This window comes from Alkalibacterium putridalgicola (genome assembly GCF_900109825.1).
GTDB classification, from domain to species: Bacteria; Bacillota; Bacilli; order Lactobacillales; family Carnobacteriaceae_A; genus Alkalibacterium; species Alkalibacterium putridalgicola.
Window position 1 is genome coordinate 1 of sequence record NZ_FOBL01000013.1, and the last position, 17,820, is coordinate 17,820.

The following is a 17,820-nucleotide window of genomic DNA, read 5'->3' on the forward strand; positions in this document are numbered from 1 at the left end:
TAAGTAGATGAAAAACCTGTCCTAAAACGGATATAAGAACAAGTTTCTGAGACAAGTAGTGGATGAAATAGTCTTAATAACAATTAGGCCTTCGTTTATCTAAGAATATGCTCATAGCTAGTTCAGATTTCATGGAAGACTGATTCAGCAATTGAAAATATAATTTATCTCGCATTCCTTTTGGTATCATGTGCCCATTAAGCTTTAGGAAGCTGTGTGTCCATGCATCAAACGTGTTTTTCTATTAAAATGTACGTCAAGATATTCATACGAAATAAAAGCCATTAAGAATATTAATAATGTAAGATAATAAAGGAGAGAACCGCTATATGGTCGATGATAATTTTTCCATTCGTTTTGCAGCATCTGAAGATGTTTCATTGATTTTAGACTTGATCAAAGAGCTGGCCGTCTATGAAAAGATGCTGGATGAAGTGGTTGCGACAGAAGAGAGCTTAAGAGAGTATGTGTTTGAGAAAAAAATGGTCGAAGTGATCATTGGCGAATATCAGGGTGAACCTGTGGCCTTTGCTTTGTTCTTTCCAAACTTTTCTACGTTTCTCGGGAAACCAGGTCTTTACTTAGAGGACTTGTACATAAAACCAGAGATGCGAGGCAAAGGTTTCGGACGGAAGATCTTTACTTTCCTGGCAAATCTGACAAGGGAAAGAGGTTACGGGCGTCTTGAATGGGTCTGTCTGGACTGGAATGAACCGTCGATCTGTTTCTACAAGAAAATGGGAGCTATCCCAATGGAAGACTGGACGACTTATCGGATGCAAGGCACAGCGCTGGAAGATTTGGCCGATAAGTATAAAGAGACATAAACCGTTCGTTGCAATAAACGATAGATGGAGGAAGTATGAAAAATATTTTTGAGACACTGAAACATTATTACGGCTATGACGCCTTCAGACCCGGTCAGCAGGAACTTATCGAAGCCATATTGAAAGGTGAAGATGTTCTCGGGGTCATGCCGACAGGCGGGGGTAAATCCCTGTGTTACCAGATTCCTGCCATAGCTATGGACGGTCTGACACTGGTCATTTCTCCGCTTATTTCATTGATGAAGGATCAGGTGGATGGCCTGCAGACAATGGGGGTAAGAGCAGCCTATATAAACAGCCAGCTATCTTATATGGAACAGCAGATGACCATGGAAGAGGCCTCAAGAGGAGAGCTGGACCTGCTTTATGTTTCTCCCGAGCGTCTCGGGAATCATCAGTTCATGTCTTACGCCAGCGGATGGAATCTCGACTTGATCGCTGTGGATGAAGCCCACTGTGTGTCGCAGTGGGGACACGATTTCAGACCGAGTTACCAGCGGATACCGGAATTGATGGCTGTTTTGCCTTCCCGTCCGGTCTTTGCGGCTTTCACGGCTACGGCGACGAAAATCGTTCAGGAAGATATGATCGACCAGTTGAGACTGAATGATCCATTTAGGCATATAGCAAGCTTTGACCGGCCGAATTTATACTTTTCAGTAGTCAAACCGAAAAAGAAAGCAGCCGAGTTACTAAAAATCATCGATAAAAAAGAATCGAGCATCATTTACTGCAACACACGGAAAAACGTGGATAAAGTTTACAGCACGTTATTGAAAAAAGATTATCCCGTAACCTACTATCATGCCGGGATCAGTTCAGACGAGAGGACCCGCCACCAGGAAGAATTCCTCTATGACCGGAAGCCGATCATGGTCGCCACGAATGCCTTTGGGATGGGTATCGACAAATCAAACGTCCGAAACGTTATACACTATAACATGCCGCTTGATATGGAAAGCTATTATCAGGAAGCAGGGCGTGCCGGAAGAGACGGGGCTCCGTCAGAAGCCATCCTGTTCTATTCAGCTCAGGATATCATCACCAACACCATGCTGATCGAACAGGGAAACTCCCCTCATGCACGGCAGAATCTGAATGCCATGATCACCTACTGCAAAACCGGCAATTGTCTGAGGAAGAGTATACTGAAGTACTTTGATCAGGAAGTGGAGTGGCAGGCGTGTGATTACTGTTCGAATTGTGACGGAGAATCGGTCATAACAGATATCACAGTCGAGAGCCAGAAGATACTGTCCTGCATTTACCGGATGAAACAGGCTTACGGAACGGGACTGATCACAGATGTCCTTCGAGGAAAGAATACCAAACGCATACAGCAGTTAGGGTTCGATGAATTAAGCACGCATGGACTCATGTCAGAGTATACCGATGGTGACATAAAGGATATGATATCCATCATGCTGAGTGAAGGATATCTGCAGTTAAGCGGAGACAGTTACCCAATCATCAAGTTTACCCAGCAGACGAACGATCTGCTTCAGGCAAAAGTGACGTTGTCTATACGAAAACAGTTGAAGCAGGAATCTGCGCCTAAACAAAAAACTGTTGAGAATATCGAACATTATGATGAAGACCTGTACGAAGAACTTAGAACGCTTCGTAAAGAAATCGCCCAGGAAGCCGGAAAGCCGCCGTTTATCGTCTTCACGGACCGAAGCCTGATCGACATGTCAGCGAAGTATCCTTTAACTGAAGCAGCCTTTCTAGATATTAACGGCGTTGGAGATGTGAAGCTACAGGCATACGGAGAAGCGTTTCTGGCGCAGATCAATGAGTATGTAGAGAGTCATGCCCTAGATGTTGAAGCATTGAAGCAGAAAAATGTAAAAACCGAAGAAGTGGTCGAACCGGTAAAAACATCTTCCTCAAGAAATTTTAACAATACAGTGGAGGAAACGGTCACTTACTTCAACGAAGGCCAGTCGATCGATGAGATAGCTGACATGAGAAATCTATCTCCGATGACCATAGTGAATCATATCTGTAAGTGGATCGAAAACGGCAAGGACATCGATCTGGAACGCTTAGTTTCTCCAGAAGCAGAACGTGAAGTAAGAAACGCCATATCAGAAGTCGGCCGTGACTTCTTAAAACCTATCAAAGAAGCTGTGGATGATGCCGTAACTTATGATGAAATCAAAGTCGTCCTGGCTAAAATAAATGCAGAAGAAAAATCACAGGAAAAACTAATGAAACACTAAGAGTGTAATTAAATGGAAAAAACCAGAGTCTCTATTACTCTGGTTTTTTCCATTTAAAGTTGTTTCTGTAAATGTGCATTGGAAATGGGAAGCAAAGTATCAGAATGTCTTTTTTAGAAGTTTTTAATCATTTTAAATCAAATCATTTATCTTCAAATCTAGTTTCCGTTATACTAATAGAGGAAACGTTTTCTTTAAAACTATATAAACAGGAGGAAATAAACATGGTAAGTTTACAAGATACATACACCTTATCAAATGGTGTGAAAATCCCTATTCTGGGATACGGAACATGGCAGGTCACTGACCCGCAGGAAGCCGTTGATGGCGTGGTAAATGCAGTCAAAGAAGGCTACCGTCATATCGATACGGCTCAAATGTACGGAAATGAAGAGTATGTAGGAAAAGGCATCAAAGAGTGTGGTGTGCCTCGTGAAGAATTGTTTGTGACAAGTAAACTGAACAATAATAATCACGGCTACGACAGAGCTAAAAAGACCATTGAAGAGTCACTGAAGAGACTGGATTTGGATTATCTTGATTTGTTTCTGATTCACTGGCCAGTCGTGAAAGACAATGGTGGAGACTGGAAACAGGATAATATCGATACTTGGCGTGCGCTTGAAGATTTATATGACGAAGGTAAGCTGAAAGCAATAGGTCTGAGTAATTTTGCTGTGCCGCATCTGGAAAACATTGAGGAAAACTGCCGGATCAAGCCTATGGTCAACCAGATCCGTCTGCACCCTGGTGTCCTTCAGGAAGATACAGTCGAGTTGAGCCGTAAGCAGAATATGGTCATTGAAGCCTGGTCACCTCTATCTCCAATGAAATATATGGAAGAGAATACAAAAGTACAGGCCATGTGCTCTGAATACGGTAAATCGATCGCTCAAATTCTATTAAGATGGAGTCTACAGCACGGTTTCGTGACGTTGACAAAATCTGTACATGAAGAACGTATCAGACAAAATGCCGATATCTTTGATTTTGAGCTTTCTCAAGGGGATATGGAATATTTGGACAGTCTGAAATTTGACGAATTAAGTAAACCTGATGACTTTCAGGAAAGATAAATACCTGGAATTAAATCATTTAATTGATAATGAGAACCCATATGTTAGAAACTTTTGAATTTATTTTCTACGATCAACGGCAAGAAAATCGTTGTTGGTAAAGGAATGATAGGAAAAACCGATTAGTTCTGAACCGAGGATCGAGTTGGAATTGTGTGAAATACCAAAAAAGGTTTGCATTTCCCTGTGCGTGTGTTATACTAGGTTTAACATATTGTAAGAGACAAACAACGAACTGTGTAATGCATTCCGAATTGGCCTTTAAGCAATAATGTAAATAATTTGTGCTGAATGGCACGAGGAGGAATTTTTAAAATGGAAACAGGTACAGTAAAATGGTTTAACGCAGAAAAAGGTTTTGGATTTATCGAACGTGAAGGCGGAGAAGACGTATTCGTACATTTCTCAGCAATCCAAGAAGACGGATTCAAATCTTTAGACGAAGGACAAACAGTTAACTTCGACATCGAAGAAGGTAACCGTGGACTTCAAGCAGCAAACGTAACTAAAGCTTAATTAACTTAAACTTTAATTCAAGGCAAGGACATGAGAATTCATGTCCTTGTTTTTTTTTTGAAAAGATATATCGGGTAACTGTTTAATATTTTCCTTTGCTTTTTGTGCAGGCTTTTGAAAGAATTAATGATCGAGGCTTTCTGTATAAGGGGTCAACCTGTCTAACTGATTTATGAATCTAAGTTTCTTTGTTAAGAACTTAAGTCAAAATACTTGTAAAATTTTATAATAGTATTAAAATGTTAATGATAGATAAAAAAATTAATAGTGCTTTTCTCGATTGTTATGTGAAAAAAGTACTATAAACCTATTAAGGAGAAATATGTATGACAGATAAAAAACAAACAGTAGTGGTAGGAGCGGGCCCTGGCGGCTATGTTTCAGCTATACGAGCGGCACAGCTAGGACAAAAAGTGACGATTATTGAAAAACAATATTTTGGAGGAACATGTTTAAATATCGGCTGTATTCCTTCAAAAGCACTTATTACAGCAGCCCACCGATATCATGATACAGCACATTCAGAAACCTTCGGTATCACTGCAGAGGATGTCAAAGTTGATCTAGAGAAAACACAGGACTGGAAAGAAAATCAGGTTGTTAAGACCCTTACTACCGGTGTCAAAGGATTATTGAAAAAAAATAAAGTGGAAATGATGACCGGGACGGCCTCTTTTAAAGACAAAAATCACCTAATCGTTGAAACAGATAAAGGATCACAGGAAATTGAGTTTGAAAATGTTATTCTTGCCACGGGGACAAATCGTATCGAGCTAGAAGAAGTACCGTTTGGCGAACGGGTACTTGATACGACGGGTGGTCTCAATATCAAAAAGGCTCCGAAGTCTATTGTGATTATCGGAGGCGGCTATGTGGGTTCTCAACTAGCTGCAGCATATAGTAATTTCGGTGTGCATGTAACAGTGTTAGAGAAAGAAGCGCATATGATGCCATTTTTTGATGAAGATATGGCAAAAATCGTTGAAAAGAATTACCGAAACAAAGGTATGGATATTATCACAGGAGTCAACGTTAAAAGTTCGAAGACCACTGAAGAAGATATCACGATCACCTATGAAAAAGCTGGAGAAGAAAAAACGGTCACTGCTGAAGTAGCGTTAATCTCAGTCGGTAGAAAACCCAATACAGATAGCCTTAATCTGGAAGCAGCTGGGATAGAAGCTACAGACGAGGGCTATCTGCAAGTCTCTGATACATTACAAACAAATGTCGAAGGGATCTATGCTGTCGGCGACATCGTTCCTGGAGTAACATTGGCAAACAAAGCCTCTCATGAAGCTAAACTTGTCGCGAGTGTGATAGCTGGGGAAGAAGTTGATACCAAATATAAACAGATGCCTATTGCCGTCTACACAGAACCTGCACTGGCAACGACGGGGGTATCGTTTACTGAAGCAAAAGCTTCTGATGGAAAATATAAGATAAGCAAATTTTCTCTAGCAGGTAATGGACGTGCTCTGTCGCTGAATCAGACAGAAGGCTTTGTTCGTATGATTACTGACTCTGATAATCATAATACTATCGTCGGTGCACAAATCGTTGGAGCAGGAGCGCCGGATATTATAAGTGAACTGAGTCTGGCCATTGAGACTGGTATGAATGCTGAAGATATTTCTTTAACCATCCATAGCCATCCATCTGTTGCCGAAGCAATTATGGATACTGCTGAATTAGCTTTAGACATGCCTATCCATATGTAAGCGAGAGTGGGCTAGAAATACAGTAAAATAAAATGATGACAATAGATTAGTAATGTGTGTAAGAAGCCTGCATAGAAGCTCTCAAAGTAGAGTTATGTGCAGGCTTTTTTTGTGAAACCAAAGGTAGTGTTCTTGAAAATTTCCATTTCAAACAGCTTGTAAGAGTGTTAAGAGGGGGAGTTCAAGGATTATAGTTATGATCCTTGCTGAAAAACGAAGAAATATAGGAATGTCTATCAGTGCTAAAAAATGCTGGACGAACGAAAAGGCTAAATAGATGATTTTTTTGGTATATATTCAAGTATAATAAAGTATGTGACATGAAAGGTGGGAGTTTTATTGCATGCCAAATCAGTTAAGAAGAACGATCACTAAGAGTTGATTTTTAATCTGTTTCTTGTATTTTTATACATAAATAGACCATATAGTGTATGTTTAAATTATAAATTAGTAATTGTAATGTAATCTGGTGTGTGCTATTCTAAAAAACGACTACAATGGAGGTTAATATATGATAAATAAGTTGAAATTTATATTTCTATCGCTTTTCGGGTTTGTGTTTTTTCTCGTTCCTTTTACAATTGGTGGAGAGAGCAAGATAATGCTCTCACACATTATTGATTTTGTGAAAAACAACATACTGGATGAGTTCCTTGCCTTTACGGCTGCAAGTGCCTGGATCGTATTGATAGGAACAGTGATTTTTATGTTCTATACATCCAAAAGTAAGACTCTCAATAACATGTTTAAGGCCTCACCGTTAAACGTTGTATTGAGGATCACAGGATCTTTCCTGTATCTGATGGTGCTTAATAACTGGTTTGCAAGTTATGACTTTGCAAGTGTCATACTGGATCCGAATACGGGTGGTCTGATGGTAGGTGAAGGTGGATTGCTCACGACACTTTACATAACATTCTTTGTGGGGATATTGGCTCTTCCTTTACTCACTCACTTTGGTATTGTTGAGTTTATTGGTATCCTGCTAGGACCGGTTGTTGAAAAACTATTCCGAGTTCCCGGCTATTCAATGATCGACGCGATCGCTTCGTTTGTTGGAGACGGAACGATCGGAATCGTAGTAACTGATAAACAATATCAACGTGGGTATTATAATAAAAGAGAAGCCTATATTATTGCCACTAGTTTCTCGGTCGTAGGTATTGCTTTTGCTGCCGCAGTCGCTGATGAATTAGGGTTTGGTAGCATCTTCCCGATCTTTTACGGGTCAATTTTATTGGTCACCCTGATCATCGCCTTTATCACTGCACGTTTACCGCTAAAAAAATTCGAGCCGACATATTATGAAGGAAAAGAACCTAAAAGTGTTGAAGTTCCTGAAGATGAAACAGTCGTTGAATACGCCTATGATTCTGCCGTGGAACAAGCTAAGGATACAAAAGTTTTAGATGCGTTTATTGAAGCAATCAAAAACATCATTCATATATATATTGGATTTTTACCTATCATTATGGCTGTAGGAACTATATCATTGATCATTGCCGAGTACACGCCATTCTTCGATGTCATCAGTGCACCACTGGTCCCTCTGTATGAGTTCATAGGATACAGCACGGATGTCGCTGCTCAGATGGCGCCTGCGTCACTTGCCGGTTTTGCTGACATGTATCTGCCGGCACTGTTTATAAGCGGTGCTGAGAGTGAAGCTGCCCGTTTCTTTATTGGTGTTCTGGCCTTTACACAACTGGTATTTATGTCAGAAACCGGAATGATCCTGGTAGAGACAAAAATTGGTCTGAACTTCTGGGATGTCATTAAAGTGTTCCTCTTCAGAACGATTCTTTCCATACCGCTATTGTATATTATTACAAATATTCTGGTTGCTATGAATGTTCTTTCATTCTAACTGAATTATTAAATAGAATAGAGAAAAAGCTTCAACTTAATTGAATGTTAAGTTGAAGCTTTTTTACATTTTATTATTTTATTGTCTTATTGTTAGTTATAAGGAGCTGGCTGCCATATAATAAGATATAAAGAAGGAGGGAGGCAATGATTAAAGATAAAATGGTTCAACCCATGCCATTCTGGCAGTCACTATTATATTTCGGCATACCAGCAGCTATATTTATAATAAGTATCTATGTGATCATGCCGTTGTTAGGTGAGGGCGGAGTCGATCCAGTGTTGAATTACACGTTGACCTTGATGGGGCCTGTCATCTTTCTTTTTGGTGCATCGTTTGTTGCCTTGAAATTTGACGGATACGAATTGAGATGGAAAGTGATCAAACGTAGATTCCGGTTGAAACCGATCAAAAAAAAGAGTGGCTTTGGACTTTAGGATTGTCTTTATTTATGATATCAGGAAATTTTCTTTTACTACCTACACAATCGTGGCTGCTCGATGTTGTTGGCTTCGCTCCGCCTGAATATTTACCTACAACATTGGATCCGCGAATGACAGTATCTGGGATACCACCTGAATTTGAAACAACGCCAATTGCACTGCTTATCACCTTTCAGTTATTCTTCTTGTTTTTTAATATCCTTGGGGAAGAGTTCTGGTGGAGGGGATATATACTTCCAAGGCAGGAAATAGTGCACGGTCAATATACTTGGATTCTTCACGGACTTCTCTGGACACTCTTTCATATTTTCTAGTGGTGGAACCTTATTTTTCTACTGCCGGGGGCACTGGCTGCGTCATTTGTAGCACAAAAATCTCAAAACACGACGATAATCATTATTGCTCACCTTTTGGTCAATACTTTAGGGGGAACAATCATATTATTCTTAACTGGATAGAAGATCAGCTGAGAAGCTTACTAATGATTAAAACAGAGGTATTTTAGATAAACCTCATAGGCATTCTTTTGGACACGGTTCTTCTTCCTATCGTTCATAGATTAGAGTATCTCTGCGCTGAAATAACTGGGAGAAACCTTTTCTATAAGATTAACAAAAATGTGTTCTATACAGTTTCCTTTACTGCACGGGAGGGACCTTATCATTAATTTTTTCTGACTTCATTGATAAGAATTCAACTTTAGACATTGAGGGAGTGAAGATATGAGACTTTTTATAGCGATTGAACTGGATAGTCAGGTTAAAAGAGTTTTGACTGACATTCAGCTGAACTTGAAAGACAGCATCAGTAAAGGAAATTACACATCATCTGATAATTTCCATATCACCTTACGCTTCATAGGAGAAGTGAATGAGGACGAAGCAGAGAAACTAAAAAAAGCTATAGACGATACTGTTCAGCAGATACAGCCGTTTACTTTATACTTAGGTGGTTTAGGACATTTCCCAAGGAAAAACAAAGAAATCATCTGGGTCGGCGTAAAGGGGCAGGCGGAGAAGCTGTTTAAGTTGAAAGAACAGCTGGAAACTGAACTCGAAGTTTCAGGATTTTCGAAAGAAGAACAGGACTACATTCCCCATATTACTATGGTCAGACAAGCCTTACTGGAAAAAGGATTTGATGAAATCAAAGCAGACTTGAGGGTGCCGGAGGAAAAAATTGCGGTAAAAAGTCTATCATTAATGGAAAGCAAACGAGTAGAGGGTGATCTGGTTTACACGGCGATCCACAAACGAGATTTTCACTAACTGAGGCATACTGTCTGTATAGTGAGATAGACATATAAAAACGAGATCCCTATATTACCAGGATCTCGTTTTGATTATTCTCTATTGAGGCTGCATGACTCCGGCGAAAGCGAGCCAGGCCAAAATAGACTTAGCCACCAGACTCAGGACGATATAGCCTTTTTCACCATACAAGTAGTTGTCCCACTTTCCGATTTTCTTGTACTGCAGGATCATATTGATTGGAAACAAATTGAAGAAGACAAAATAACTGCCGACAATGGCATAAACAAACCAGGGGACTTCTGCGGGATTTGAGTTTCCGAATGCATACAAAAGAATAACGATTCAGGGCGCTGCACCAGCAATGCTGCCGAAGACAAAGGGTTTCCAGTTGGTTTTCTCTGTATATTGATTTATTTCTTCCATATCTAAACCGAAAAGATTCATAGAAGCGTTAGCGGCAATGATCAGGATAAGGGCACCGATATCATAGACACCGAATAAGAGAGCGATCAGCACGATCATAAGTGATGAGCTGAGAGCATATTCATACCATCGAAAAGGGTTCATGCCTTTCTTCAGTTTTCTATTGTAAATGGGATTGCCCCAGGGACTGACAATGATAAAGTGCGCTGCAGCCGATATAAATAAAAACAAAGAGACTAGGATACCAAACGGCACGTCAAACAATTGATTGGTTTCAGTGACAAGACGCATTTGAGTCTGATCGAATGTGAGGAAATTGGACATGACAGGCACAGTGAATTCGGCGATCCGTTCAATGAAAAGCGCAAAACCCAGCATGAGTAATCCTTGAACGAGATGCAGAAAACCCATCACTGTATTGAATTTTTTCAGTGAATCCATAGTGATTTCCTTTGACATGATAAGCACCTTCTTTTCCATATTTTTGAAAAGTGGAGCTGGCTTTTTATTGGCAGTATCACTTCCTGTTTACTAGGGATTATATAGATTTATTATAATAAGATTATATCACACGCGTTATGTATAAGCTCGAAAGACACTCTTTGATCGATCACGATCTCAACATGTTACACTTGATCGGAATGGAAAAAATTTAAATTGAGGAGAATAAACGAATGAATTCGCTAAAATTATTAGAACCACTGATACTGCCTAATGGTAAAGAAATCAAAAACCGTTTCCTGAAGTCTGCAATGAGTGAAACCTTGGCAAACCGGGATCATCAACCCACTGAGAATCATATGAAATTGTATGAAAGATGGGCAGAAGGTGGCTCAGGTATTGTCGTTACTGGGAATGTCATGATCGACAGAAATGCTCTAGGGGAACCGGGCAATGTGGTGGTTGAAGATGAAAGAGATCTTGACCTACTAAAAAAATGGGCGGAAGCCGGGAGCAGGCAGGGGGCGCAGCTGTGGATGCAGATCAACCATCCGGGCAAACAGTCTCCCCGTTCATTATCCAAAGAGCCAGTTGCTCCCAGCGCCATTCCGTTACAGAATTACTCCAGTCAGTTATTCAGCCAGCCCAGAGCGCTGACGACAGAAGAGGTCAAAGGACTTGTTCAAAAGTATATAAAAACCGCCTCTGTCGCAAAAAGGGCTGGATTCAAAGGGGGCCAGATTCATGGGGCCCATGGCTACCTCGTCAGTCAGTTTCTTTCGGCACAGCATAATCAGCGCAGCGACCAGTACGGTGGCTCACTTGAAAATCGGATGCGATTTTTAATGGAAATCTATACAGGAATGAGAAAAGAACTGGGTCCAGACTTTTCTATAAGCGTTAAGCTCAATGCTTCTGATTTCAGTTCAGGTGGATTCAGCGAAAAGGAATCACTTCGTGTGGCACAGACTCTGGCCGGTTCGGGTATCGATCTGATCGAGATCTCAGGTGGTAACTATGAGAATCCACGAATGTTTAAAGAAACTGAAAAAGACAGTGAAGATATCTTCTTCATCGATTATGCCGAAAGATTAAAAGCATCCGTCGATGTGCCGGTAGTAGTGACGGGTGGTTTCCGATCAGTAGACAGCATGGAGAAAGCTCTACGAGAAGGCAAAACTTCGATGATCGGTCTGGCTCGACCTTTAGTTTTGTATCCTGATTTACCCAGTCAGATCATCAAAGGGAAAAGACCACAGATAAATACACCCCGACTCACCACCGGTAGCAGCTACCTGGACGGGAAAGTGGGTTCATTGATGGGGATCAGTTACTATGAACATCAGATCGCCCGCCTTTCTGAAGGAAAAGAGCCCAGGATCACCCGTAATGGGTGGAGACCCTTGTGGCATACATTAAAGTCTTATGGTTTGACTGGACTACTGCCCAGACGATAAGGGTATGTGGTCTGAAGAGAGAACATAACTGTGTTGGGGGAGTCCGACGCGGTCAACTTTGATTGACAATAAACCCCAGTGTGATAGACTTATTTTAACTAAAAGGTAACACTGTATGGAGGAAATCCAATGGCGATAGCAATCGTAACACTCATTATTCTGATCCTTTTAAATGGTTTTTTTGCAGCATCTGAACTGGCTTTTGTGAACCTGAATGACAATAAAGTCAAGCGCATGGCAGATAACGGAGACAAAAAAGCCCAGAAACTATATGATCTTATATCGAAACCGAGTTTATTCTTGAGTACCATTCAGATCGGCATTACTCTCGCAGGCTTTCTCTCCAGTGCTTTCGCTGCAGATTTCTTTGCCGACCCAATGGCACAGGCACTGTACGATTTAGGTGTCCCTATTTCTCTAAGTGCCTTGAATTCGATTTCAGTTGTGGTGATAACTGTCGTATTGTCGTATTTCACCTTAGTATTTGGTGAACTGGTCCCTAAACAGCTGGCGATGCAGAAAGCTGAAGCCATTGCCAATATTGCTGTAGGGCCTGTGTCCCTGCTGGCCAAAGTCAGTGCACCAATCGTGAAATTTTTGAGTTTTTCTATCAGGGTCATATTTAAATTATTCGGTGCAGATCCTAACGCTGAGAATGAAGAAGCGACAGAAGAAGATATTCGTATGCTTGTTGATTTAGGGCGGGAAAGAGGGACCATCCATCCGGTTGAAAGAGTGATGATCGAGAACATATTCGAATTCAACGATACGACCGCATCCAACATATTGACTCACCGGACGGATATGATCGCCTTATCTGCAGATTCGGATCTTGACACCGTGCTGGAAAAAGTAAATAAATATCAGTACACCCGTTTTCCTGTATATGAAAAGAATATAGATAATATCATAGGCGTCCTGCATGTAAAGGATTTGTTTATGTACATGAAAAAAGATAATGGCTCTACCTTTATATTGAAAGAAGCAATGCGAGCACCACATTATGTTCAGGACTCTCAAACTATTGATAAGCTGTTTGCTAAAATGAGACAGGAAAAAACGCATATGGCTATCGTGCTCGATGAATTCGGCGGCACCCAGGGAATGATCACTATTGAAGATGTCATAGAAGAAATCGTTGGAGAAATCACCAGCGAAAGTATGGAACCGGGTGTTTACGATGATGAGATCAGGAAGCTTTCTTCCAATCAGTACAGTGTGATCGGGACGTATCGTCTGCGTGATTTGGAACATACACTTAACGTCAGTTTCCCAACGGATGAATTTGATACTGTCAGAGGTTTTCTAATCAATGAACTGGGACACGTGCCATCCAAAAATGACCACGCAAGAGTAGAATACAAACACCTGACGTTTGAAGTGGAAGATATGAAGGAAAACCGTATAGAAACGGTCCTGATCACAATAAATAAACAAACGGATGAGGATTCAAAGGAGACGTCTAATCAGACCACGTAATATCCTTATAACAAAAGAGCTGACCAGAAACCTGGTCAGCTCTTTTGTGCGTAAATATTGAATTATTTATACTTTTATGTTAATCTTTTCACAAATAGACCAGATTGTCTTTATACATGGTGAATTTCCACCTAAAGACTGGAGGACAGATATGGAAAATACAAAGAAAATCAGTATATTTTTATTCGCAGTTGCTTTTCTGCTCGTTCTAGGCTTTGCTATCCGCCTGGGTGCTGACTACTTTCAGTATGTAGAAGGATTGAAAAACCACCCATTTTATTTCTATATCCTGGGCAGGGGGGCCACATTCATAGCGCCCGCTGTATTGTGCACTATTGGTGGAAGAAAGCTGCGACCTGCCCATGTGAAAAAGGATAAAAAGTAACGGAAACGGAGGACAGAAATAATGTCGCTGACCAAACGACTAGTCATTAGCTTACTGGTGCTTTCAGGAGTAGGTTTATCAGGATCACTTCTAGCTCAAACTCATTTTAAAAGAAATGTTAAAGCTGAAGTAGAGGAACTTTTCAGTACGGTAGAAAATGAGGGAGAAAGGATATCTGAAGAAGATTTGAAAGGATTGCCGGAAAATGTACAGAGATGGTTTAAGTATAGCGGGATGATAGGCAAAAAAAGTGTAGTGTCTGTTCGTTTAAGACAGCAGGCAGAAATGAGACTGGGACCAGACAGCAGATGGATGCCGGTCGAGGCTGAACAATACTTCACTTCAGTAGAGCCCGGTTTCATCTGGGATGCAACAATTAAGGCTGCACCATTCATTCATATCTCCGGACGCGACAAATATCAAAACGGCAGAGGCAGCATGCTGATAAAACCTTTGTCTCTCTTTACCTTGGCTGACTCGCAAGGCCAAGAAATCGACCAGGGGACATTGTTAAGATACCTTGCAGAGACGATGTGGTTCCCGTCTGCTTTATTGAATGACTATATAGAATGGAAAGAAATAGATAGTCACAAGGCAAAAGCTGTCATGACGTATAAAGGAGTCTCGGCTTCAGGAATATTTACAATAAATGACAAGGGAGAAGTTACACGGTTCGAAGCCGAGCGGTATGGCGATTTCGATGGTGAATTCAGAATGGAAACGTGGTCGATACCAGTCAGTACCTATAAGTCATTTGAAGGAATAAATGTACCGACCAAAGGAGAGATCACCTGGAAACTGGATGAAGGGGATTACAACTGGTTTAATTTTGAAGTAATGGACATTGAATATAATAATCCGCATGTCTATTGAATTTTTACTTAAAGTCAAATATGAGGATGTACATTTTAAATCATTAAGACGAGTGACTGTACCAGCTGATTACTATCGCTGATTTGTGTTACTATGTAAAAGAACATCGAGAAAGAAATAAAAACCAATTTTATTAAGGAGCACATAAACATGGATGGTACAAAACGCGCAGATATCGAACCAGGTAAAAAGGTGAAAGTCGTACAAAAACAGGATCAGCCTTCGGGCAAGCTGACAGAAGGTGTAGTGAAAGACATCTTAACTAACTCAAAATCGCATCATCATGGGATTAAAGTGAGACTGGAAAGCGGTATTGTCGGACGAGTGAAAGAAATAGAAAATTAATTAAAGAAAAGCAGCAGCTGTTGTTAATAACAGTTGCTGTTTTAGTGTAGAATAGAACTATCAAATGATAGATGTATGGGTTAACTAACAGACTAAATGCACTTTTCGAGGAGAGGTTGTCATGTCTGAATATAATCATTCTTGGTTGAAGCAGTTGAACTATGATCCCATTGCCCCCTTACTCGAAAAGAGTGATGATGCCTTCAAGCTTAAAGTGTTTAAAGATTTATGTGACCGGGAAGTTCCTTTTGAATCAGGGGGGACATCCGAAGAAGTCTTGCGCTTAGTAAGAATGCAGGAGCCCCAAGGCTTCTGGAAATATCCCAAAACACGTAACACCATGGATTTGTCTAACTTGAATCAGTATCAGTCATTCAGAAATCTAGGAAAGCTAGTTGAAATGTATAATCTTGATCGCTCTCATTCATCAGTTCAAAACGCAGCAGATTATTTCTTTTCTGTTCAGACTGATCAGGGAGATTTTCGTGGCATTTATGATAAACAGTATACGCCGAACTATACAGCAGGTATCACAGAACTTCTTATTAAAGCAGGTTATCCAGATGATAAAAGAATTTTAGCGGCTCTGGACTGGTTAATAAATAACCGACAGAACGATGGAGGCTGGGCACTTGCGTTCAGGACAAAAAATTATAACATTGATGTGACTTATGATTATCACAAAACAATCGAACCAGACTTCACTTAGCCCTCTTCGTACATGATCACGGTGGTAGTGCTGCTCGCCTTTTGTATACATCCACACTATAAGAAACGGCAGGAAATCATAGAAGCCGGGGAACTGGTCAGTCGGTATATATTCAAACGAGACATTTATCCTGACAGACAGGACAAAAAGTACTGGAAACAGTTTGTCTACCCATTTTGTTATGCCGACTTGATATCCGTTCTGGATTCTCTGTCGCTTCTTGGTTTCCCGCCATCTCATCCTGACATTAAAAGGGGATTGCAGTGGCTAGTTGATGAACAGCTGGAGTCAGGGGCTTGGCAGTTGAAAATCACTTCAGGTCGAGACAAAGCACAGATACAATGTTATCTGAACTTAGCTGTCTGTAAAATTTTTAATCAGTTTTATGGAAATCAGTAACTGTTTGTTGAAAGGTAAAACATATAAGAGAGCGGGGGATTGAATGATCATTAATTATGAATTAAATGAAGAAGATTTTGTGCGATTCAACCTTCATTATATAGAAGACTCGCCTGCCCAAAGAAAAACGTACTGGTTTTTACGTCTGTTGATTCCCCTGTTTTTTTCTGGATTGATCTTTTTAATGGGCACTGTTCTGTTCAGACAGCCAGCTATTTATTGGGTCATCACTGCTACAGGCTTTTTCGGGTTATGGGTTCTTTATTTCCCGGAACAGTACAGAAAAACGATCCTGAAACAAACCAGAAAGATGTTGTCAAAAGGAGAAAAAGACTATCTGTTTGGAGAAAAAAGCCTGACCATCAGTGAATATACGATAACGGTAACAGGTGAAAATGCTCAGGAAGAACTGAAACTGAAAGATATAAAAAGGATCGAACAGTATGACGATATGATTCTGATATATGATAGTAACCGGTCTGCGATCATTGTTCCAACGAGAGAATTAAGCTGGGATGAGGTAAAAATAGTGGCTACTCTAAAGTGATTATAAGACCATTAATGTGAAAACAATGATGATTTTGAGAAAAAACTGTTTCAAGGAGAGTGTGGAAAGATGAAATCAAACCATAGATCGTGGAAGAAATGGCTTTTAGGTATAGGTATCGTCATATTGCTGATCCTATCTTCTGCCTATATTTTTCTGCAGCTCAACACGTATGAGGCTTTGCCGGAAGCGACAGATTTGTTTCAAGAAGAAACAGTAAGTCAGGAGGAAGGGTGGATCAAAGTAACACCCTCTGTCTCATCTGATGATATTAAAGGACAGATCGTTATATATCAGGGAGGGCTGGTTGAAGAAGCTGCATACCTTCCATTGGCTATGGATCTTAGCGAAGAAGGGTACCAAGTCTTTATTCCTGATATGCCGCTTGAGCTTGCTATCCTGAATACAAATGCCATAGAAGAAATAAAAAAAGAATACGTAACAGATAAAGACTGGTGGCTGGCGGGACATTCTTTAGGAGGTACAAGCGCCACAATCTATGCTAAAGAAAATCCTGATGACATCGAAGGAATTATCTTACTGGCAGGGTATCCAAATGAGAATAGTGACTTGTCTGATTTGAACTTGCCTATCCTTTCCATAACAAGCACGAATGATAAAGTAATCAACGATGAAAATTATGAAAAGTCAAAGTCACTGCTGCCTGAGAAAACGTCATATAAGGAAATAGAAGGAGGCAATCACTCGAATTTCGGATATTACGGACTTCAGGATGGTGATGGCCGGAGTATTCTTTCCCGTACCGAACAGCAAGATTTGGTTGTTCACTATATAAAAACATTTATTGACCACAGTAGATAATAAAGTGATTAT

Annotated in this window: 18 protein-coding genes and 1 pseudogene; 18 read left to right on the forward strand and 1 reads right to left on the reverse strand. The window is 40.4% G+C overall.

What is annotated here, in order from left to right; translation table 11 throughout:
* Window positions 1-329: 329 nt before the first annotated feature.
* The 9 genes from BMX84_RS05595 (at window position 330) to thpR (ending at window position 9,943) form a co-directional block, all read left to right on the forward strand.
* Entirely contained in the window at window positions 330-827 is a 498-nt protein-coding gene (locus BMX84_RS05595; RefSeq protein WP_091487945.1) for a GNAT family N-acetyltransferase, read from the forward strand.
* Window positions 828-862: 35 nt separating this feature from the next.
* The gene (recQ, locus tag BMX84_RS05600) at window positions 863-3,052 is read left to right on the forward strand and encodes a DNA helicase RecQ (RefSeq protein ID WP_091487946.1); all 2,190 of its coding nucleotides are present in this window, start codon (window positions 863-865) and stop codon (window positions 3,050-3,052) included.
* A gap of 224 nt (window positions 3,053-3,276) precedes the next feature.
* Window positions 3,277-4,128, forward strand: a complete 852-nt coding sequence (locus BMX84_RS05605) for an aldo/keto reductase (RefSeq protein ID WP_091487948.1) — start codon at window positions 3,277-3,279, stop codon at window positions 4,126-4,128.
* A gap of 315 nt (window positions 4,129-4,443) precedes the next feature.
* Entirely contained in the window at window positions 4,444-4,644 is a 201-nt protein-coding gene (locus BMX84_RS05610; protein ID WP_091487949.1) for a cold-shock protein, read from the forward strand.
* A 326-nt stretch (window positions 4,645-4,970) separates the two neighbouring features.
* Complete coding sequence (lpdA, locus tag BMX84_RS05615; protein ID WP_091487951.1) at window positions 4,971-6,365, forward strand: dihydrolipoyl dehydrogenase; 1,395 nt, start codon at window positions 4,971-4,973, stop codon at window positions 6,363-6,365.
* Window positions 6,366-6,876: 511 nt separating this feature from the next.
* Window positions 6,877-8,232, forward strand: a complete 1,356-nt coding sequence (locus BMX84_RS05620; protein WP_091487953.1) for a YjiH family protein — start codon at window positions 6,877-6,879, stop codon at window positions 8,230-8,232.
* Between the two features lie 146 nt (window positions 8,233-8,378).
* Entirely contained in the window at window positions 8,379-8,669 is a 291-nt protein-coding gene (locus BMX84_RS05625; RefSeq protein ID WP_091487954.1) for a hypothetical protein, read from the forward strand.
* A 116-nt stretch (window positions 8,670-8,785) separates the two neighbouring features.
* On the forward strand, window positions 8,786-8,989 hold the full coding sequence (locus BMX84_RS12850; protein WP_425528534.1) for a CPBP family glutamic-type intramembrane protease: 204 nt from the start codon (window positions 8,786-8,788) through the stop codon (window positions 8,987-8,989).
* 408 nt (window positions 8,990-9,397) lie between these two features.
* Window positions 9,398-9,943: an RNA 2',3'-cyclic phosphodiesterase gene (gene thpR / locus BMX84_RS05635; RefSeq protein WP_091487957.1), complete on the forward strand. Its 546-nt coding sequence runs from the start codon at window positions 9,398-9,400 to the stop codon at window positions 9,941-9,943.
* A gap of 81 nt (window positions 9,944-10,024) precedes the next feature.
* Here the strand turns inward: thpR and heR are convergent.
* A pseudogene (gene heR, locus BMX84_RS05640) lies at window positions 10,025-10,831 on the reverse strand (heliorhodopsin HeR).
* Between the two features lie 194 nt (window positions 10,832-11,025).
* Here heR and BMX84_RS05645 point away from each other — a divergent pair.
* The 9 genes from BMX84_RS05645 (at window position 11,026) to BMX84_RS05685 (ending at window position 17,808) form a co-directional block, all read left to right on the forward strand.
* Complete coding sequence (locus BMX84_RS05645) at window positions 11,026-12,249, forward strand: NADH:flavin oxidoreductase/NADH oxidase family protein (protein ID WP_091487980.1); 1,224 nt, start codon at window positions 11,026-11,028, stop codon at window positions 12,247-12,249.
* Window positions 12,250-12,378: 129 nt separating this feature from the next.
* Window positions 12,379-13,728 carry a hemolysin family protein gene (locus tag BMX84_RS05650; RefSeq protein ID WP_091487982.1) on the forward strand — a complete coding sequence of 450 codons (1,350 nt, stop codon included), beginning with the start codon at window positions 12,379-12,381 and terminating at the stop codon, window positions 13,726-13,728.
* Between the two features lie 151 nt (window positions 13,729-13,879).
* Window positions 13,880-14,113, forward strand: a complete 234-nt coding sequence (locus BMX84_RS05655; RefSeq protein WP_091487983.1) for a hypothetical protein — start codon at window positions 13,880-13,882, stop codon at window positions 14,111-14,113.
* 21 nt (window positions 14,114-14,134) lie between these two features.
* Window positions 14,135-14,986 carry a DUF6544 family protein gene (locus BMX84_RS05660; RefSeq protein ID WP_091487985.1) on the forward strand — a complete coding sequence of 284 codons (852 nt, stop codon included), beginning with the start codon at window positions 14,135-14,137 and terminating at the stop codon, window positions 14,984-14,986.
* Between the two features lie 150 nt (window positions 14,987-15,136).
* A complete protein-coding gene (locus tag BMX84_RS05665; RefSeq protein WP_091487986.1) occupies window positions 15,137-15,331 on the forward strand; it encodes a YwbE family protein in 195 nt (64 codons plus the stop codon).
* A 121-nt stretch (window positions 15,332-15,452) separates the two neighbouring features.
* Complete coding sequence (locus BMX84_RS05670) at window positions 15,453-16,040, forward strand: prenyltransferase/squalene oxidase repeat-containing protein (RefSeq protein WP_091487987.1); 588 nt, start codon at window positions 15,453-15,455, stop codon at window positions 16,038-16,040.
* A 12-nt stretch (window positions 16,041-16,052) separates the two neighbouring features.
* Complete coding sequence (locus BMX84_RS05675) at window positions 16,053-16,439, forward strand: hypothetical protein (RefSeq protein ID WP_143058674.1); 387 nt, start codon at window positions 16,053-16,055, stop codon at window positions 16,437-16,439.
* A 43-nt stretch (window positions 16,440-16,482) separates the two neighbouring features.
* Window positions 16,483-16,986 carry a YcxB family protein gene (locus BMX84_RS05680; protein ID WP_091487989.1) on the forward strand — a complete coding sequence of 168 codons (504 nt, stop codon included), beginning with the start codon at window positions 16,483-16,485 and terminating at the stop codon, window positions 16,984-16,986.
* A gap of 69 nt (window positions 16,987-17,055) precedes the next feature.
* On the forward strand, window positions 17,056-17,808 hold the full coding sequence (locus tag BMX84_RS05685) for an alpha/beta hydrolase (RefSeq protein WP_091487990.1): 753 nt from the start codon (window positions 17,056-17,058) through the stop codon (window positions 17,806-17,808).
* Window positions 17,809-17,820 lie beyond the last annotated feature (12 nt).